Below are 19,226 nucleotides of genomic sequence, written 5' to 3'. Positions count from 1 at the left end.
GGTTACTTGGGTATACTTTCAGCATCCATCGCCGCCAGTCTTGCGCCTTGAAGAACCAATGCGGTCAGCATGCGAACTTCTGCTGCAAGCTCGTCATTCCAAGTAGACCAAATACGCGAAATATACGCGTTATTTCCTTCACCTGGACTCATGTAGCCATCATTGAATGCATCCGCCATTTTCTTCAGCGATTTCTCTTCGTCATCAGCCCAGTGGCCACGACTAAAGCCCGCCTCAACACACGCCAGTGCTGTTTTCGGGAAGTATGGTAATGGCTTGGTCATGCCTTCAAAAAACAGACGTACTAATTCAGCAAGTAGTTGTTTCGCTTGCGTAGCGTCTGCCATTGCTGGGTAAACTAAATGCACCGCGCCTTCCTTGCGGTCATAACCGATAACGTGGGTCTTTCTAGGCTGGCCAGAGGCAGACATAGAAAGATGATCAATCCATGCAGCAAGGTAATCCTGCGCACGAATTTTACCGCTGCGGTAGCGAATCAACCCAGACTGATAACACTGAGTGAGCCAACCGGTTAAACGGATATTTTTTCCTTCACCAAGCACATCGAAGGTAAGATCGATTTCTAAATCGTCTTGCGGCGCGCCGGATAAAAACGCCAACTTATCGACCAGCTCTTCCGCTTGCACACGGTTGGTCTCAAACTCGATATCACCAAATGCACCAACCGGTAATTTACCCTGCGCGCGTTGTTCACTCATAAAGTGCTTGAGCACGTCTGCTTTTGCGGACGGTTGAGTAATGGCGGTTTCAAGCAAGGTTTCCAGCAGCTCATCACGCATTTGATAGCTTTCTAAGCCACCTAATACAAAGGGCTCGTCATCTTCCATCACAGGCAATGGCGGCTCGAACATCACTTTTAAACGGCGGTTAAAGAAATACTGAACAGGCAAACGCCAGAAGCGTTGTAATTCCACCAAGTCCAACTCGATTGGGAAGGTTGCACCGAGTAAGTAATCATCCAATGCCCGGTTAAACTCGCCACGCGCATGACCTTGTGATTGGTTGCTTTGGGTCAACGCTGCCGGAATCCACTCTTTGGCATAGCTTGAGTGAGAACCTTGGAATGCACTTGGGCTGAATGGCACCATGGCATGCACATTCACTAACTCGTTGAGTAGTTTATCTCCGGAGTCATCAACAGGCTGATCTTGATCGCCCTCTAGGCAATAGTTCTGATGGCAATACTCCATCAATTCAGATACCAGCACAGACGGCACGCGCTCAGTGTTGTCTTGGATAGAACGCCCAACGTAACTGATGTACAAACTTTGCTGTGCAGACAGCACGGCTTCTAAGAATAGGTAACGGTCATCGTCTCGACGTGAACGGTCGCCCGGTTTAGTGCGCCCTGTCATTAAGTCAAAACCTTCTGGTGGCATTGAGCGCGGGTAAACACCATCGTTCATACCCAGTAGACACACGGTTCGAAATGGGATCGAACGCATCGGCATCAGAGTACAGAAGTTCACTTGTCCGGCAAGGAAGCGCTGGCTGACCCGTGTTCCTGACAGCTTGTTTTGTAGATACTGGCTAACAATAGATGGCGACAAGGCATCATCAAATGCCGCATCGGTTAGCTGTTCTTTCAGTTGGCTCAAGGTATCTCGAATCGACTTGAGCGCCATTTCCCCTTCTAGCTCAACAGAGAAGAAGTCATCCAACATTGCCACCAAGGTTTCACGCCATGCATCAATCGACTGAACATGGGAAAGTTTGCGGCGATATTGGCTAATTTGTTGAATAAAGTGAGCTAACTTACCGGCCAGTTCTGCGCCCATACCTTGCACTTCATTGTATGGCGAGAGGCTACCCTCTTGCGCTTCAAACAAACCAGCAGACTCTGGCATCGCGTAACCTAATAACATACGCTGGATACCAAATTGCCATGTGTTTTGGCGTGTTTCTGGCAGTTCAAATTCGCTGCCCGTATGGCTATCTAGCCCCCAGCGAATGCCAGATTCTTCCACCCATTGTTTGGCTTGAAGGAAATCATCTTCGCTTAAGTCGAATCGCTTCAAAATCGCTGGCGTTTCTAACAGCTCAAGTAATTCAGAAGCCAAGCAACGTGTATTCGGTAAATTAACAAGTTGCATGAAAGCCGCCAAAATTGGGCTTTCTTGATCGGCCGTTCGGTCTGAAATCGAGTAAGGAATAAATCGCTCACCCGGCGCATTGCCAAATACCGCCTGAATCGCAGGGCTGTAGGCATTGATGTCTGCCACCATGACAATAATATCGCGCGGTTTCAGTGTTGGATCAGCATCGAACATCGCCAAAAGCTGGTCATGTAGCACTTCCACTTCTCGCATTGGGCTGTGGCAAGAGTGCAAGCTCAGAGATTTATCACCCAAACTCACCACTTGTTTGTGCTGGCTACTGTCGATTTGCTCGTCGTCTTGGTGCTCTTCTAAATTAAGAATGTCAGCTTGAATTTGATGGAGCAGACTGTCGCGCTCGACATCAACAAAAGCTTCAATCTCATGGGATTCAAGCTGCGACAACAGATACATGTTGTCGCGCCCAAGTTTACCCATCGACGCCAACAAACTGTTACCCACCACATCGGTATGCAGCTCATCCACCACGTTTTCTTCTAGTGAACCTTTTAACTGCTCACTCTCACCTTGCACTTCAGAATGGTCTTCTTGCCACACCACGTGCTGACGATGTTTTGCTGCTAAGCGAGCTAGGAATTTACGGTCACGTACTTCACCCCAGTAATAACGACAAGGGTTGGTAAACATCAAATGCACATCAATGTGTTCACCAATAGCTTTGAGCGCATCCATGTAACGTGGCGGCAGTGAAGAGATACCAAACACAAACAGACGCTTCGGCAGATGATCAAAATTGCCGTTGAAGTTTTCGAGCGTATCAATGAAGTGTTCGTACAAATTGGCACGATGATAAGGCGATTGCCCAAGGGTAACCGTGTGATCGTACAATGCTTGCCACAAAACCGGTTGCCATGGGTGCTCGTCTTCAAGTTCGGGCACCATTTGCCCTGCTTCCCAGCTTGCAATCCATTCTGGACGATAAACCAAATAGCCATCGAAGATATCAGCAATTTTCTCTGCCAACTGATACAGCTTGGAGTTGTCAGTGTCATCTTGAAGATAACGAGCCAAAGGTTCGAATGACGCTTCGTTGAGCAAGCCCGGAAGCAAGTGCATCAGCTTCCACGTCATGGCTTCTTTGTTGAAGGCACTGCGCTTTGGCACATCAGCCAATACTTGGGTAAACATTTCCCAGATAAAGGTCGCTGGCAGCGGAAACTCTAGGTTTGCCGCAACACCAAATTCTTTCGCCAATTCCATTTTTAGCCACTGAGACATACCCGGGCTTTGCACCAGAATTTGCTCTTTTTCGAATGGATTTTCTAATGGATTGATGCGAATCAGTTCAACAAGAAGTGATTTGAGAACATCGACCTGATTGGAGTGATAGACAGTAAACAAAGTAAGTGCACCGAGCGCCAATGGAAACTGCTAGCAAGCTTAGCACAGCCGCATATATTCCTAGAGCGATCTCGATAACTTAAATAACAAAAGGTTAGAGAACACCCGAACTCTGCGTAAATAACCAGCAACTGACATTTGTAAGCCACGTCTTACATGCAAATACAAAGCGTGACATCAGTCACAACTATTTCATGATAAAAAACACTGTTTTATAATTAATGCAAATATTTACAACAATACCCATCAAATTGAATATTGAGTGGAAAACAAAGAACTGCGGGGGTCAAATCGTTTTGATGTCACGCTAAACCACACTTTGTTCTGATTTGATAGGGATGAGAAAAGCACTGGAATACCAAAACTATGTTGCGCAAATTTTCTTCAAATGGCGCTTGGCTGATTGCATTTTTTGCTTGCTTTGCGCTTTATCTGTCGATCGCTTGTTACCCATTTTTGCTGTCAAACAACCAAGCAGAACCGCTCACCTTTCTGCAAGAATATTATTTACTTGCCACACAATTTGGCTGGTTGGGTTTAATTGCTCTTCCGCTGATGTTGGGTTGTTTATTGCTGTCCTTTTTGCCGACGCGCATGTTCAGAGTCGTTGTGATCGCCATTGCAATCGCAATCTTGATTATGCTGAAAGTCGATATCCTCGTTTTCCAGCAATACAAACTGCACATCAATGGTCTACTGATCCGCATGTTCTTCGAAGGCGGTCGCGACGTATTTGAAATATCTTGGATGAGTTGGCTAGTTTTTATTAGCGACATTGCACTGCTCGCCATTGGTTTGGCATTCACTGTTTGGTTAGCCAATAAGCTGGCTCAGAGCCGAGCAAAGTTCGTGATCGTGGCAGTTTGGTTTGGCTTGTTGCTGAGTACTCAGGTTATCCACGCCTATAAGAACGCGCTCTATGACGACGAAGTCAGCCAGTTCTCGAACAACTGGCCTCTTTACTACCCGTTAACGGCACGTAATTTTATCTATCGCCATCACTTGGTGGATGAAAATATGGCCTCACAAAACCGAGTGGAGCTAAAGAATATTGAAAGCAGTTCACTGAACTACCCACTCGCCCCTGTAAATGTAGAAGCGAAAGACAAGCAACCGAATGTGTTATTCATCTTGATTGATGCGTGGCGCTACAGCGATGCAACACCAGAAATCATGCCAAATGTCAGCAAGTTCACCGAAAAAACGGTCAACTTCTCTCAACACATGAGCGGTGGCAACTCTACTCAAGCGGGCATTTTTAGCTTGTTCTACAGCTTACCTGCAACTTACTGGGACAGCTTTTATGCGAGCCAAAAATCCCCTGTATTCATGGATACCTTGCAAAGCCAAGGCTATCGAATGGGTATTTTTGGTTCGGCTTCCTTAACTAGTCCTCCACTATCACGCACAGTGTTCAAAAAGGTAGAGGATTTAACCATCAAACGAGAAGGTAAAGGCCAGATAGAGCGAGACAGAGAGATCACCGATGAATTTCTCGAGTTTCAAAAACAGGATAGCGACAAGCCATACTTTAGCTTCTTGTTTTACGATTCCGCCCATGGGACCAGTTTTCCAGAGCCTGAATTCGCTAAGTTCAAACCTTATTGGGAGCGCGTCGATCATATTCTTCTGAACAACGATTTTGACGCCTCGCTTTACCATAATCGCTATAAAAACTCGTTGTATTTCATCGACAGCTTGATTGCGAAAGTGCTCAAAAATGTCGACTTGGAGAACACTATTGTGGTGATCACTTCCGACCATGGTGAGGAATTTAACGATCATAAGATGAACTACTGGGGTCACACGGGTAACTACAGTGACACTCAAGTGCATGTCCCGTTATACCTTTATCTTCCGGATCATCAGGCAAAACAGATCAACTATCGCACCACACACTATGACATTGTACCAACCCTAATGAACAAGCTATTCGACGTTAAAGGCGACACCCAATCGTATAGCGTGGGACAAGATCTATTTGAGAATGCTGTTCCGCGTGATTGGTTTATTGCGGGCAGCTATTACAACTATGCGCTGGTAGGGAAAGAAACCATGTTAGTGGTAAACCCTGGCGGGCATTCTCAACAAGTCAATAATCAACTGAAAGTGGATAAGGAACATCAAGTGCCAGTGAACGTGATTCAAGATTCTCTCGATGAAATGTCACGTTTCTATAAAAAAGGATAAGAAATACGCACGCCCATCAGGCAGGTAGGCATAACAGAGGAGAGTAAATTTCGAATTGCCATCTTCTACTGAGCCACTCTGGTTACAATGTCTGCGGTTACTAAAGTTTGATGTATTAAAATTGTATCTAATTTTCCGCCACCCTATTTGGGTGGCATTTTTTTATCTTCAGATAGGCTTTAGAACCCACCCTACCGATACAAAAAAAGCCTCTTGGCGAGAGAGACCAAGAGACTTTGCTTTACGAGTAAGACTTATGCGTGGTGTGTTGTCACTAAACGCGGTTGAATCAGTAAGTTATTGATGTATTGCAAACCTACGTAAGTCACCACAATCGTTGCCACAATCAATTCGATACCTGCTAGACCGCGAACTTGTTGTACATAGTGCGCTGCTAGACCATTTGCTTCCATCCAATTTGCTGTTTTGAACAGAGCTGTCGCACCAATCACCATTGGGAAGGTAAACGCTGCGTAACCTGGGCTAAATGGCAGTCTTAGCAATTTAAAGAAGGCTAAGTAGATGATGGCTGTCATCAATACCGCGATACCAAATAACAGAGCAATAATCACTGGCGAAGGCGTCGCTGTTACAGTTAGGTAACCAGCTAACGATAGGCTCGCTGGTGCCGCCATGATTGCCATGGTTGGTTTTGCTGCATCTGGGATTTCATGGGTGAACATGAAACGGTAGATCATCATTGGCAACATCACCGCGTAAGCCACCATACCGAAGACCAACGCACCGTGTGCAATTGGTGCAAGCACTGGGTTACCAGAAAAAGACACGTCTGCAACGATAATACCCACTGGCGGTACGAACCAGCTTGGCACCATGTGATGTAGTTCGAAGTCTTTCGCGCGGTGGTACAAGAAGCTCACTAGGAACACGATATGCAGAGCTACCGCCACTAACCAAAGCACGTCACCTGCAACAGGGAAAAAGTGCCCTAGAGAATTTGAAACCACCATGGTTCCCATCGCGAAAGTTGGAACGACACTACCTACCACAGGGTGCGCAAGATCTTGTCTCAACAAATGATTGTGAAAAAGAAACTTAATCGCCAAGATTGCTAATAATACGCTTGCAATACCCGCGCTAATCCACTGTCCATAGCCATTTAATTCGGCGAAGTTTTCCCAACTCCAACCTAAGCTCGCAATACCAAGAGCCAAACCCGCCATTGGGGTTGGTGCTCCCATTACTTTTGCTTTTGTTCTTTGAATCATTACGACCTCAAATCTAGGCTAACTTTCTATGGGATGTATATTACTCTTGCACTTCGTTCCAATATATCTAATTATTTAAAACTAACGTTCAGATTTACTTAACGGAATATCATGCCTAGTCATATCTCTCTTAAACAACTGAAAGTTTTTACTACTATTACTCAGCACAAGACGCTAACTGCGGCTTCGGAAAGTCTGTTTCTTTCTAAGGCGGCCGTGAGTATGGCGTTGTCTGAACTAGAGAAACAAATTGGTCATCACTTATTTGATCGAGTGAACAACCGTTTGATTCTCAACCAAGAAGGACAAAAACTTCTGCCCCTCGCGGACGAACTTCTCAACCGAGCTCGGGATATTGAGAGTGTGTTCGATGGCGACCAAACCTTATCAGGGCTGCTTCGCATCGGTGCCAGTGACACCATCGGCAACCAAGTTGCACCTTACCTGTTAAGTGATTTTCGTGATGAAACGAATCACCAGTCGCAGAGTTTGTTCATCTCCAACTCTGCCCAGATTTGTGACATGTTGATCGCGTACGAACTCGACATCGCGCTCATCGAGGGCAAGACCATACACCCAGAACTGGAATCAACGCAATTCAGTGAAGATGAAATGTGCGTGATTTGTCCGCCGGACTACCCTAACTTCGACGCAGGGCCTATCAGCCTAAACGAGCTCGAAGACACAGAATGGATTCTGCGTGAGGCGGGTTCTGGTTCTCGAGAGTTCTTTATGCGCGCCATCGCTCCGCGTCTAGAACACTGGCACGAGGCTTTTCAGCTCAACACCACCGAAGCATTGATCAACTCAGTATCAGCAGGGCTTGGTTTAGGTTGTTTATCACGCCTATCTGCTGAACCTGCGATTCGCGATGGTCGTGTGAAAATGCTCAACATGCCACTGGATATGAAGCGTCGCTTCTGGCTTTTGATCCACAAAGAGAAGTATCAAAACCCGCTCCTGCGTACATTCATTGAATTCTGCCAAGATTGGGAGCGACCAGAGAACCCACACCTTAAAGATGGCTAGTTCGAGATGGGTCGTTCACGGGAGATAGTTCAAGGCAGATAGCTCAAATGCTGGTCACTTAGTTGTACACGGCTCTCATTCTGAGGCTTGTCTCTAGACTTAATTGGTCAAAAACTGTATAAAAAGCCAGTATAAAATTTAACAAATTAACTTAGAGGACCAACCATGGCTGTAATCGTCAAGTACGTGGTAGAACGCAATGGAGAAGAGAAAATGACTTTTACCTCTAAAGCGGAAGCTGACGCATACGACAAAATGCTGGATATGGCGGACGAGTTATTCTCACTGCTAGGTAAGAGTGAACTTCTAGAAGACGAAGGTAAACAAGAAGATCTTGCAATGTTCCTTGCGCAAAACAAAGAAGAAGTGCTTTACGCTCTGGGTGCAAAACGTAAACCTGCACCAAAAAAAGCAAAGAAGCTTGAAGCTGCTGAAGAAGATAGCGAACAAGAAGACGCTGCATAAGCCTCTCATTTGTTTCGAGAAAACGTCGCATTATGCGGCGTTTTTTATGCCATTCATTTATCGCCATATATCTCTAGCAATATAAAGAACCGATTTAATATCCCAAATTACTCTAAATTTCATGTTGCAGATTAATGTGACTTAGATCTACTCTAAATGCACACGGTGATGGGGTGCCACCAGAATCGAAAGATTCAAACCGCTTTTACAGCTGATGACTCCTACAGAAACGAGAACAGGTAAGCCCTGTTGGAAATGCTTTTGCCGCCAGCGTAAAAGTAAGAGTTCTGTAGTGAGCAAATCAACTCTCCTCCAACCCCGCTCCTGTTTTCTCAAGACATAAAAATACACTGGGAAAACATTATGCAATACTCACACGAAATCCAATCAATGTGCCCGATTCAACGCGGCGATCTTCATGCATCTGCACCGATCCCTGTTGAAGGCGCAATGATCAATCCAAAAGACGTTATCGCGATTTCTGGTCTTAGCCACGGTGTTGGTGCTTGTGCACCTCAACAAGGCGCAGCAAAACTGACCCTTAACGTCAAAAACGGCATCATCGAAGAAGCTTTGATCGAAACGATCGGCTGTTCAGGCATGACTCAATCAGCCGCGATGGCCGCAGAAATCCTAACTGGCAAAACCATTCTTGAAGCACTGAATACCGACTTGGTATGTGATGCTATCAACGTCGCGATGCGCGAAATCTTCCTTCAATTTGTTTACGGTCGTACTCAATCTGCTTTCTCTGAAGGCGGCTTGGAAATTGGTGCGGCATTGGAAGACCTTGGTCAAACTCAACGCAGCCAAGTGGGTACTAGCTACTCAACTAAAGCAAAAGGCGTGCGTTACATGGAGCTGGCTGAAGGCTACGTAACAAAACTCGCGCTAGACGAAAACAAAGAAGTGATTGGTTACCAATATCTCAACCTAGGCAAGATGATGAAAGCCATCAACGAAGGCGTTCCTGCTGCAGAAGCGGCAGACAAAGCAACAGGGACTTACGGTCGTTTTGACGAAGCCTTATCTACCATCAACCCACGCCAACAATAATTGCCACCAAGAGGAAAGAGATTATGAACACTCCAATTACTGAATCTGTACGTCGCACATTAGACGAAATGCAACTTTCTTCCCTGGAAGAGGCTTACCAATACTGTATGGATCGTGGTATCGACCCTAAAGCACTAGTGATGGACACTCAACCTATCGCGTTTGAAAGCGCGGCAGATGCCTACACGCTAGGTACCGCTTTGGCGATTTTCCGCGGTGCAAAAACAGCAGAAGAAGCTGCAAACATCATCGGTGAAGGTCTTCAGGCGTGCACAAAACCAGGCAGCGTCGCAGAACAACGCCAAGTGGGTATCGGTCACGGCGCATTGGCTGCTCGTCTGTTGAATGAAGAAAGTGGCTGTTTTGCTTTCCTTGCGGGTCATGAGTCGTTCGCAGCGGCAGAAGGCGCAATCAAAATCGCACTGAACGTGAACAAATCACGCAAAAATCCATTGAAAGTTATCCTAAATGGTTTGGGTAAAGACGCCGCTTACCTCATCTCACGCATTAACGGTTTCACTTACGTACGTACTCAATACAACTACCAAACTGGTGAGTTAGTGGAAGTAGAACGTCGCCGATTCTCCCAAGGTCCACGTGGTGAGATCCTTTGCTACGGTGCAGACGATGTGCGTGAAGGCGTAGCTATCATGCATAAAGAACAAGTGGATGTGAGCATCACAGGTAACTCAACCAACCCGACTCGCTTCCAACACCCTGTAGCAGGCATCTACAAAGCGGAACGCAACCGTGAAGGCATGCCTTACTTCTCTGTGGCATCAGGTGGTGGTACTGGTCGTACTCTACACCCAGATAATGTGGCGGCAGGTCCTGCCTCTTACGGCATGACAGACACTATGGGTCGCATGCACGCCGATGCGCAATTTGCGGGTAGCTCTTCAGTGCCAGCACACGTAGCAATGATGGGCTTTATCGGTATGGGCAACAATCCAATGGTAGGTGCTACCGTGGCACTTGCAGTAGAGGTCGGTGAGCTAAGCCTCTAATTCGATTTACTGGCTTTTCTATCCAAAGCCAGTAAATCCCACAAACCCAGTGTAGGGGGAGTGACTTCGGTCCTCCCCTTATTTTTTGCGATGTCCCCTTCTTCAACTTCACTGTGTCTCTGCCCAAAATCGGCCTGATATGGCTTTTGCGACACATTTCTCATCAGACAAACATATCTCTAAAAAGACAAAAGGTATCCATCTACAGACTTTCTCCATTTCCCCTCTTTAAACTCCCCAATACTCTCTTTATGATGGCTGACAACTTAATTATTTCTTGTCAGTGAACAGACGAGACACAAGACTCAACACATGGAGATCAACTATGGCTTTCTTCTCTCTAGCCTTTGGTACGGCAACTAAAAACCGCGACGGCAAAATCATCGAAGCGTTTTTCCCAAACCCAGTTCTTAACCCAAGCGAAGCGCTTGTTAACGCACTAGCTGCAGTAGCAGGTTACGAGCAAGGCAACCAAGCTATCGAGATCTCTGCAGCACAAAGCGCAGAACTGGCAGCAGCATTTGAAGCAAACGGCGATGCGGCAAACGCATCTTTCGCAGCAAAAGCAGCAGAATCAGCACAATCACTTGTACTGGTTATCCTTGCAACTGACGAGCAGCCACAAAGCGTTGCTGAAGGTTTCCTAAAACTTCAACTTATCTCTAACCGCCTAGTTCAACCGCACGGCACGGTACTAGACGGCATCTTCGGTCTACTGCACAACATCGCATGGACTAATGAAGGTCCAATCGACCTACCTGAACTAGCAGAGCGTCAAATCGAAGCTCGCCTAGCGGGTCGTGCACTAAGCGTAGATTGCGTAGACAAGTTCCCTAAAATGGTGGACTACGTGGTACCAACTGGCGTTCGTATCGCTGACACTTCTCGCGTTCGTCTTGGCGCACACGTTGGCGAAGGCACAACGGTAATGCACGAAGGCTTCATCAACTTCAACGCGGGTACAACTGGCGTGAGCATGGTTGAAGGTCGTATCTCTGCTGGCGTAGTAGTTGGTAACGGCTCTGACATCGGCGGCGGCGCATCTATCATGGGTACGCTATCTGGCGGCGGTAAAGTTGTAGTTTCTATCGGTGAAAACTCGCTACTAGGCGCGAACGCAGGTCTTGGCTTCCCAATGGGTGACCGTTGTACTATCGAATCAGGTCTATACGTAACTGCTGGTTCTAAAGTACGCATGCTAGATTCTGCTGGCCAAGAGGTAGAAGTAGTGAAAGCACGCGACCTTGCTGGTGTTTCTGACCTACTATTCCGTCGTAACTCTGTAACAGGTCAAATCGAGTGTCTTGCAAACAAGAGCGCGGTTGAACTGAACAGCGAACTGCATAAAAACAACTAATTCATTCGTGAATTAGCCCTACGAAAAATCCCCCAGCAGGAAACTGTTGGGGGATTTTTTAATTAGCAGTCTTAACTAGCGCTTTATCGGACGAATCCACATCGATAAGTCAGGGCATTCGGACTGCAAGTGCTCCATCAATTGTTTGGCTTCTGAATAATGGAAGTAAACATCACTGAACAAATAGTACGAACCATGAATGTGGTGCTCGTATAAAGGTGCAGTCGCACACTGTGCAAATACCTTGTTCGGTGGCTTAACACCAGAGTAGAGCTGAACAACGTAAGCCTTAGAATTTGATGTCGATGGTTGAGATGGTTTTGGCGGAGGCGCTGGTTTTGATTTCTTCTGAACCGATTTTTTCTCTAATAATGAACAGCTGGCAGCGTTGATATCAAAAGACATTACTTTCGATTTATCCGCCGCATCCAGAATATTAACGCGCTGAGCCTTCGCATCACCAAAACATTCTTTAGCCAAAGCGTAAGTCGCCAGTTCACTCAATACACAAGATGACGAATCGTAATAGATTTGCTGCACACCATTATTCAACTGCGCTTGCGGGGAGCATTTCACCATCTGACGAAACTCTGCCCCATCTAATATCCATAAATCGACCGCTTCTTGAATCATGAGCTCTGCCTGTGCACCAGAGGCAAACCCAAAACAACTCAAAAGTAAGCAATAAGAGAAGTAAGGCTTACTCATATTCGACGAAAACACTTACTCGTCTCCACCACCATCTTGATCAGACGATGCTGGCGCTTTTCGAGCATAGTTTGAGAACGTCTCAGGACCATCTTTCTCAGCCGCCAGCTTCTCGATTTTCTTATCCGTTTCGTAATTCATTAGTGCATAGACAGACCAAATAGCGGCAGGTAACCAACCAATTAGAGTCACCTGTAGTATCAAACAGATAATGCCGGCCCAGTAACGACCAATCGTAAAAAATTGAAGCCAAGGAATTAAAATGGCAAGTACTAATCTCATGTCATTTCCTGTTTAGTATTTTATTAATCATGATCGCATTGCGCACTGATGCTCGGCCTATCAGCGATAGAGATTGCCGTCGATAACATTAAGTTCAAAAGAAAAAGCCGCCTAAGAATTTGGAGCTACGAACCGACGTGTGAAGCAAAACTTAAGCGGCAAGCTGAAAGGGTAAACCAAGCCACTGGAACACAGTCTTCTCCACAATGGCTTTAGCAAAGGGCACCAATTTTACAATACGTCCATATAGTAACCATGTAGGTGGTAGGAATATTTAGCATCTGCAAATCAAGAACAATGGATATGCATACAAAATGAAGCATAGTCGTATGATATGGCGCACTCTTATCAGTATTGATACAAAAAATCCCCTAACAAATATTGCTAGGGGATTTTTATAGGCTCCATAAAGAGCACATTGTTACGACATGGCGTGTGACGTAATACTGAGCGTTTCAAACACTCAGTTTTTAGAACTTTACTTGTTCAGAAAGTTCACCGCTTTATCAGGGAAGTCAGTAAACAAACCATCCACTTTCACCTGATTGTAGAAGATATCCATCATGCCATCGAAGCTGTCGGTGTAAGCAGGAATACGTCCAGGGTCCGCTCGGAAAGTATAAGGGTGCACTTGCAAGCCCGCGTCTTTTGCCTCTTTCATCAAGGGTTTGATGATGATGTTATCCTTGGTGGATTTGTCATCCACCAACATTGGCTTCCAAGGACCGATCCCTTCCGCGTATTGTGCAACCTTCTTCATTCCATTGGCTTCAAACATCCAGTCATAACTGTATGGTGTTGCCTTGTCGCCTTTGTACTCCATGGTCTCGTTCCAGTCGGTGTAAGCCATGAGCTGAACGAGCTTTAAATCCATGTCCATTGCAGGCATGAGCTCACTGTTGATACGTTGAAGTTCATTGGCATCAAAACACTGAAGGTATACTTTGTCGTCTTGCGAGTCGTAGCCGTACTGCTTTAAAACTATAAGTACTGCTTTTGAGATGTCTTTACCTTCATGGCGATGGAACCACGGCGCTTTGATCTCAGGATAAATACCGATGTCATAACCCAGCGTTTTGTTTAAGCCTTGGATCAGCTCAATCTCTTCAGCAAAGGTAGGGACGGTGAAGTCTGATTTCCACATTGGGAATCGAGTCGGGTAACCTGCTACCTTGTCACCCTTATCATTGATTTTGAAGCCTTCTGTCACGCGCAGTGATTTGATTTCTGCCAACGTAAAATCAATCGCGTAGTAACGGCCATCTTTACGAGCTCGATCTGGAAAACGCTCAGCTACATCGGTCACGCGATCGAGATAGTGGTCATGCAGCACGACCAATTGATCGTCTTTAGTCATCACCACATCTTGCTCGATATAATCTGGTTTCATTGCGTACGCAAGGGCTTTGGCTTCCAATGTATGTTCAGGTAAGTAACCGGATGCGCCACGGTGAGCGATAACAAGGGGCTGGGCAATAGCTCCGGCAGATAGGCTACACGCCAAAAAAGTAATGCATACTGACTTTATTTTCATTGTTATTTCCTTAACTTATTTGAAGGGGCAGTATTCCACTGCCCCTTTAAGGTTTTATGACGCCAATGCTTCTTTCTCACGCGCTTTTTGTTCGTGGTGAGCACGCTCGCCAAGAAATGCGTAAGTCAAACAAACGATGGACGTGATACATGAACCGATAAGGATGATAAAGCCGCCATCCCAACCAAAGTGGTCTACGGTGTAGCCAAGAATCGCGTTTGCCGCTACTGCACCACCTAAGTAACCAAATAGACCCGTTAGACCCGCAGCCGTACCTGCCGCTTTCTTCGGAGCAAGCTCCAATGCGTATAGACCAATCAACATTACCGGACCGTAAATCAAGAAGCCGATTGCAACCAGCGCCATCATGTCTACTGCTGGATTACCTGCAGGGTTGAACCAGTAAACCAACACGGCTACCGTTACCAACGCCATAAACAGAATACCGGCAGGAGCACGACGACCTTTAAACAGCTTGTCTGAAATCCAACCACACAATAGCGTACCTGGGATGCCCGCCCACTCGTACAAGAAGTAAGCCCAAGATGATTTATCGACCGAGAAGTCTTTCGCTTCTTTTAGGTATACCGGCGCCCAGTCCAATACACCGTAGCGGATCAGGTAAACAAACGCGTTCGCAATCGCGATTGACCACAACAACTTATTAGAAAAGACATATTTGAAGAAGATTTCCTTCGCCGTCATTTCTTTTTCGTGTGACTTGTCGTAATCATCAGGGTAATCGTCTTTGTACTCTTCAATTGGTGGAAGACCACAAGACTGCGGTGTATCTCTTACCGTGAACCAAATAAAGACAGCAACGAGCGTGGCAAAAAATGCAGGAACATAGAAAGCGGTGCGCCAATCGTCGTTAAATGCCCAAAGGCCAAGAATGAACATAGGACCAATCAAACCGCCACCTACGTTATGTGCTACGTTCCAAACCGACACTATCTCGCCACGTTCTTTACGTGACCACCAGTGAACCATGGTTCGACCACAGGCAGGCCACCCCATACCTTGGAACCAACCGTTTAGGAACAATAGAATAAACATTGCGGTAATGCTGCCAGTCGCCCAAGGCATAAAGCCGAAGCAGAACATCACAAGTGCAGACATTAATAGACCGCCACTTAAAAAGTAACGAGGGTTAGAGCGGTCAGAAACACTGCCCATTAAGAATTTTGATAAACCATAAGCAATAGATACTGCAGCTAAGGCAACACCTAGATCACCACGGCTAAAGCCTTGTTCAATTAGGTAAGGCATCGCCAAGCTGAAGTTTTTGCGGACCAGATAGTAGCCTGCATAACCAACAAAAATGCCGATAAAGAGTTGCCAACGTAAGCGAGAATAGGTGCTATCGATCTTGTCGGACGACAAGCGATCAATGTGCGCCTTGGGTTTGAATATTCCAAACATAGGAACCTCATAATTATATTGAGCGATGGTAAGGAGTCTTAAATCGCGAACGAGCAAAAAGGAGTTTCGTTCGAAAGTGGATGCATTTTATGAAATTCGATTTTTATTTCTGTGATAAATGTTGCATAAGAATTAAATTTCAGTAAATACAGAAAATTAGAGACTTTAAATTAGACTGCGCTTCCACTTTCCCCAAATTTCGTTACTGTTCACATACAACATAAAATGCGCAAACGAACAAATTAACTGCAGTTTTAAGCAAACCAAGCGCTCAAACAACCACAGAATTAGGATAAAAGATTGAGTTTGAGCAACTTGGACACACTGAACACCACTCATCAAGGCTAAATACGTGGTGTTGCCACAATGTCATTCCATTAACAACTGAGGTTGATATCGCTCTCCCACTCACTAAAGCTCATGAGACATGTTTTCGAAGTAAAAGCTCACTCACCAGCTCTAAGGAAGGCTCCCTTCTCTTAGCCGTGTATGAAAGCAGAGTATCGAGTCAATAAATATCAGCAATCCCTTATCATTATTAGTGTTAGCTAGCTCTTTAGGGTTAGTTTTCAACCAATCATCTGAGCAATTTACCACCATTCACGAAGCAGCTTCACAAAACTCCTCTTACCAGTTTGTGCATTGATTTTCACATCGGTAGTTTTAAGCCGAAAAGTCGAAGTCGAAGCTTATAAATCGTTTTATCGAGTTTCCTTTTTGAGCAAAAGATGCGTCAATTAACAAAAACGAAGAGTTTGATTAACAAATTTATGCTCAAACGCCCATTTTTAACGCTCGTTTGTTTTCGCAAACGTTTATATATGCACAATAGAACCGTGCTAGATAAGCATAAATATTAAAGGACTCTTAACATGACAACGAACAAACACCCCTCACTGCTCGGAGAATGTTTGGCCGAGTTTATCGGTACAGGATTACTTATCTTTTTTGGCGTAGGCTGTGTTGCTGCACTTGTGTTGACCGGAGCTCAATTTGGTCAATGGGAAATCAGTATTGTATGGGGCTTTGGTGTCGCCATTGCTATTTACTGTACTGCGGGCGTATCCGGTGCACACATCAACCCTGCCGTTACCATCGCACTAGCCATGTTCCATGGTTTCGATAAGGCGAAAGTGGTGCCTTATATCATTGCGCAAATGCTCGGTGCTTTTTGCTCTGCCGCTTTGGTTTACAGCTTGTACAGTAACCTGTTTACTGATTACGAAATCGCACACAATTTCGTTCGTAGCAGCAAAGAGGCTCTCGCCACAGCAGGCATTTTCTCGACTTACCCACACGCTTCTCTCTCTTTCTTTGGCGCTTTTGCTGTGGAATTCGTGATTACTGCAGTGCTGATGTTTGCCATTCTTGCTCTTGGTGATGAGAACAACGGCACACCTCGCGGCGCGATGAACCCATTACTTATCGGTATTCTCATTGCGGTTATCGGTAGTTCTTTAGGCCCACTTACTGGCTTTGCGATGAACCCTGCTCGTGACTTCGGCCCTAAACTGTTTGCTTACTTTGCAGGCTGGGATTACGCACTGACCGGTGCACGCGAAATCCCATACTTTATTGTTCCAATTCTTGCTCCTATCGCAGGTGCTTGTTTCGGTGGTTGGTTGTACCCGAAAGCAATTGCTGCGTATCTGCCACAACAAGGTCATGGCTGTACTATTCCTAATCAGTGCGAGACCGAAGAAGAAGCAGAACAAGCTCAAGCTTAAAACCAACTCATTCGAACATTTACTAAAATATAAATAACGAAACAAAAGGATTCTTACCATGACTGAGCAAAAATACATTGTTGCCCTAGACCAAGGCACGACAAGCTCTCGTGCTGTCATTCTGGATCATGACGCGAATATCGTAAGCGTCGCTCAGCGAGAATTTACTCAGATTTATCCAGAGGCTGGTTGGGTTGAGCATGACCCAATGGAAATCTGGGCAACTCAAAGCTCTACTTTGGTTGAAGCACTTGCGAAAACCGGTATCCGTAGCGACCAACTTGCAGGTATCGGTATTACCAACCAACGTGAAACGACGATTGTATGGAACAAAGAAACAGGCAAGCCGGTTTACAACGCGATCGTGTGGCAATGTCGCCGTACTGCCGATATTTGTGAAGAATTAAAAGCGCGCGGACTAGAAGATTACGTTCGCGACAATACCGGTCTGGTTCTAGACCCTTACTTCTCTGGAACAAAAGTGAAGTGGATTCTAGATAACGTTGAAGGCGCACGCGAAGATGCCGAAGCAGGCAAACTGCTGTTCGGTACTGTTGACACTTGGCTGGTTTGGAAGATGACTCAAGGCCGCGTTCACGTAACAGATTACACTAACGCATCTCGTACCATGCTCTTCAACATCAATGACCTATGCTGGGATCAGAAAATGCTGGATGAGATGGGTATCCCTGCATCCATGATGCCTGAAGTAAAACGCTCATCAGAAATCTACGGCCAAACCAACATTGGTGGTAAAGGCGGTACTCGTATCCCAATCGCTGGTATTGCAGGTGACCAACAAGCAGCGCTTTACGGTCAGATGTGTGTAGAAGCAGGTCAAGCGAAGAACACCTACGGCACAGGTTGTTTCTTGTTGATGAACACGGGTAAAGAGAAAGTAACCTCGAAAAATGGTCTACTGACTACCCTAGCATGTGGTCCAAAAGGCGAGCCAGCTTACGCTCTTGAAGGTGCAGTATTCATGGGTGGCGCGTCCATTCAATGGCTACGTGATGAAATGAAGATCCTGGCTGGCGCTGAAGATTCAGAATACTTTGCAACCAAAGTGGATACTTCAAATGGTGTTTACGTTGTTCCTGCGTTTACTGGTCTGGGCGCACCATATTGGGATGCTTACGCTCGCGGTACGATTGTCGGTCTGACTCGTGGCGTAAACTCTAACCACATTATCCGTGCAACTTTGGAAGGCATCGCTTACCAAACTCGTGATGTGCTAGATGCAATGCAAGCAGACTCTGGCATCAAACTCGCAAACCTTCGCGTGGATGGCGGCGCAGTGGCGAACAACTTCCTGATGCAGTTCCAATCTGATGTTCTTAATACCGAAGTTCACCGTCCTCAAGTGACCGAAGTGACCGCTTTGGGTGCAGCCTACCTAGCTGGTCTAGCGGTTGGTTTCTGGGATAGCATTGATGAACTGCAAGACAAAGCCGTGCTCGATCGCACATTCGAACCACACGATGATGAAGAAAAACGTAACCGTCGTTACAAAGGTTGGAAGCGCGCAGTCAAGTGTGCTCAAACCTGGTCTGAGCTTCACGACGAAGACGATTAATTTCTGATAAACGATTAGTTTCCCCCTGATTAATCGTCAAGAGCGCCTAATTGGCGCTCTTTTTTTGCGTTCGATCGCGGATTCCACACTCCCACAGCTTCTCACAATGCGCTAATTCGAGCACAATAGAGCAAGTTTCTATTTTCGATTTTGAAGCATTGGCGA

The 19,226-nt window shown here is 45.9% G+C and carries 14 protein-coding genes and 1 riboswitch; of the genes, 8 read left to right on the top strand and 6 right to left on the bottom strand.

Going from position 1 to position 19,226, the window contains the following annotated elements; all coding sequences use genetic code 11:
* Window positions 1-2: 2 nt before the first annotated feature.
* Entirely contained in the window at window positions 3-3,479 is a 3,477-nt protein-coding gene (recC, locus tag KHO06_RS04665) for an exodeoxyribonuclease V subunit gamma (protein WP_212582441.1), read from the bottom strand.
* Window positions 3,480-3,845: 366 nt separating this feature from the next.
* Between recC and KHO06_RS04660 the strand changes: the two genes are divergently transcribed.
* A complete protein-coding gene (locus KHO06_RS04660; RefSeq protein ID WP_212582174.1) occupies window positions 3,846-5,669 on the top strand; it encodes a DUF3413 domain-containing protein in 1,824 nt (607 codons plus the stop codon).
* A gap of 254 nt (window positions 5,670-5,923) precedes the next feature.
* Here the strand turns inward: KHO06_RS04660 and KHO06_RS04655 are convergent, their stop codons facing one another.
* On the bottom strand, window positions 5,924-6,898 hold the full coding sequence (locus tag KHO06_RS04655; RefSeq protein ID WP_005427325.1) for a TDT family transporter: 975 nt from the start codon (window positions 6,896-6,898) through the stop codon (window positions 5,924-5,926).
* Between the two features lie 111 nt (window positions 6,899-7,009).
* Between KHO06_RS04655 and KHO06_RS04650 the strand changes: the two genes are divergently transcribed.
* The 5 genes from KHO06_RS04650 to dapD all read left to right on the top strand — a co-directional run bounded on the left by KHO06_RS04650 (window position 7,010) and on the right by dapD (window position 11,812).
* Window positions 7,010-7,927, top strand: a complete 918-nt coding sequence (locus KHO06_RS04650; RefSeq protein WP_012128747.1) for a LysR family transcriptional regulator — start codon at window positions 7,010-7,012, stop codon at window positions 7,925-7,927.
* A 165-nt stretch (window positions 7,928-8,092) separates the two neighbouring features.
* The gene (locus KHO06_RS04645) at window positions 8,093-8,392 is read left to right on the top strand and encodes a YebG family protein (RefSeq protein WP_212582173.1); all 300 of its coding nucleotides are present in this window, start codon (window positions 8,093-8,095) and stop codon (window positions 8,390-8,392) included.
* A gap of 155 nt (window positions 8,393-8,547) precedes the next feature.
* Window positions 8,548-8,623: riboswitch (Fluoride riboswitch) on the top strand.
* Window positions 8,624-8,755: 132 nt separating this feature from the next.
* Window positions 8,756-9,448: an iron-sulfur cluster assembly scaffold protein gene (locus KHO06_RS04640; protein WP_212582172.1), complete on the top strand. Its 693-nt coding sequence runs from the start codon at window positions 8,756-8,758 to the stop codon at window positions 9,446-9,448.
* 23 nt (window positions 9,449-9,471) lie between these two features.
* A complete protein-coding gene (locus KHO06_RS04635) occupies window positions 9,472-10,455 on the top strand; it encodes a GGGtGRT protein (RefSeq protein ID WP_005427312.1) in 984 nt (327 codons plus the stop codon).
* A 325-nt stretch (window positions 10,456-10,780) separates the two neighbouring features.
* The gene (gene dapD / locus KHO06_RS04630; RefSeq protein ID WP_047481530.1) at window positions 10,781-11,812 is read left to right on the top strand and encodes a 2,3,4,5-tetrahydropyridine-2,6-dicarboxylate N-succinyltransferase; all 1,032 of its coding nucleotides are present in this window, start codon (window positions 10,781-10,783) and stop codon (window positions 11,810-11,812) included.
* 75 nt (window positions 11,813-11,887) lie between these two features.
* Here dapD and KHO06_RS04625 read toward each other — a convergent pair whose 3' ends face one another.
* The 4 genes from KHO06_RS04625 to glpT form a co-directional block, all read right to left on the bottom strand.
* Window positions 11,888-12,445 (bottom strand): hypothetical protein, encoded by a 558-nt coding sequence (locus KHO06_RS04625; protein ID WP_244858378.1) that lies wholly within the window; start codon window positions 12,443-12,445, stop codon window positions 11,888-11,890.
* Window positions 12,446-12,535: 90 nt separating this feature from the next.
* The gene (locus KHO06_RS04620; protein WP_045381517.1) at window positions 12,536-12,802 is read right to left on the bottom strand and encodes a YqaE/Pmp3 family membrane protein; all 267 of its coding nucleotides are present in this window, start codon (window positions 12,800-12,802) and stop codon (window positions 12,536-12,538) included.
* Between the two features lie 478 nt (window positions 12,803-13,280).
* The gene (gene glpQ / locus KHO06_RS04615) at window positions 13,281-14,336 is read right to left on the bottom strand and encodes a glycerophosphodiester phosphodiesterase (protein ID WP_212582170.1); all 1,056 of its coding nucleotides are present in this window, start codon (window positions 14,334-14,336) and stop codon (window positions 13,281-13,283) included.
* 54 nt (window positions 14,337-14,390) lie between these two features.
* The gene (glpT, locus tag KHO06_RS04610) at window positions 14,391-15,758 is read right to left on the bottom strand and encodes a glycerol-3-phosphate transporter (protein ID WP_005427324.1); all 1,368 of its coding nucleotides are present in this window, start codon (window positions 15,756-15,758) and stop codon (window positions 14,391-14,393) included.
* An 872-nt stretch (window positions 15,759-16,630) separates the two neighbouring features.
* Here glpT and KHO06_RS04605 point away from each other — a divergent pair.
* Entirely contained in the window at window positions 16,631-17,485 is an 855-nt protein-coding gene (locus KHO06_RS04605; protein WP_212582168.1) for an MIP/aquaporin family protein, read from the top strand.
* Between the two features lie 58 nt (window positions 17,486-17,543).
* Entirely contained in the window at window positions 17,544-19,061 is a 1,518-nt protein-coding gene (gene glpK / locus KHO06_RS04600; RefSeq protein WP_212582166.1) for a glycerol kinase GlpK, read from the top strand.
* Window positions 19,062-19,226: the final 165 nt, after the last annotated feature.

The organism is Vibrio sp. B1FIG11 (genome assembly GCF_905175335.1).
Lineage (GTDB): Bacteria > Pseudomonadota > Gammaproteobacteria > Enterobacterales > Vibrionaceae > Vibrio > Vibrio campbellii.
Note: the sequence above shows the minus strand (reverse complement) of the source record. Positions and strands in the feature narration are given on the sequence as shown.

Bases quoted from the DNA above. Each gene is read 5' to 3' on its own strand.
- KHO06_RS04620 (WP_045381517.1), bottom strand. From the start codon at position 12,802: ATGAGATTAGTACTTGCCATTTTAATTCCTTGGCTTCAATTTTTTACG.
- KHO06_RS04660 (WP_212582174.1), top strand. From the start codon at position 3,846: ATGTTGCGCAAATTTTCTTCAAATGGCGCTTGGCTGATTGCATTTTTT.
- KHO06_RS04605 (WP_212582168.1), top strand. From the start codon at position 16,631: ATGACAACGAACAAACACCCCTCACTGCTCGGAGAATGTTTGGCCGAG.
- KHO06_RS04640 (WP_212582172.1), top strand. From the start codon at position 8,756: ATGCAATACTCACACGAAATCCAATCAATGTGCCCGATTCAACGCGGC.
- KHO06_RS04650 (WP_012128747.1), top strand. From the start codon at position 7,010: ATGCCTAGTCATATCTCTCTTAAACAACTGAAAGTTTTTACTACTATT.
- KHO06_RS04635 (WP_005427312.1), top strand. From the start codon at position 9,472: ATGAACACTCCAATTACTGAATCTGTACGTCGCACATTAGACGAAATG.
- KHO06_RS04625 (WP_244858378.1), bottom strand. From the start codon at position 12,445: ATGATTCAAGAAGCGGTCGATTTATGGATATTAGATGGGGCAGAGTTT.
- glpK (WP_212582166.1), top strand. From the start codon at position 17,544: ATGACTGAGCAAAAATACATTGTTGCCCTAGACCAAGGCACGACAAGC.
- KHO06_RS04655 (WP_005427325.1), bottom strand. From the start codon at position 6,898: ATGATTCAAAGAACAAAAGCAAAAGTAATGGGAGCACCAACCCCAATG.
- glpQ (WP_212582170.1), bottom strand. From the start codon at position 14,336: ATGAAAATAAAGTCAGTATGCATTACTTTTTTGGCGTGTAGCCTATCT.
- KHO06_RS04645 (WP_212582173.1), top strand. From the start codon at position 8,093: ATGGCTGTAATCGTCAAGTACGTGGTAGAACGCAATGGAGAAGAGAAA.
- dapD (WP_047481530.1), top strand. From the start codon at position 10,781: ATGGCTTTCTTCTCTCTAGCCTTTGGTACGGCAACTAAAAACCGCGAC.
- glpT (WP_005427324.1), bottom strand. From the start codon at position 15,758: ATGTTTGGAATATTCAAACCCAAGGCGCACATTGATCGCTTGTCGTCC.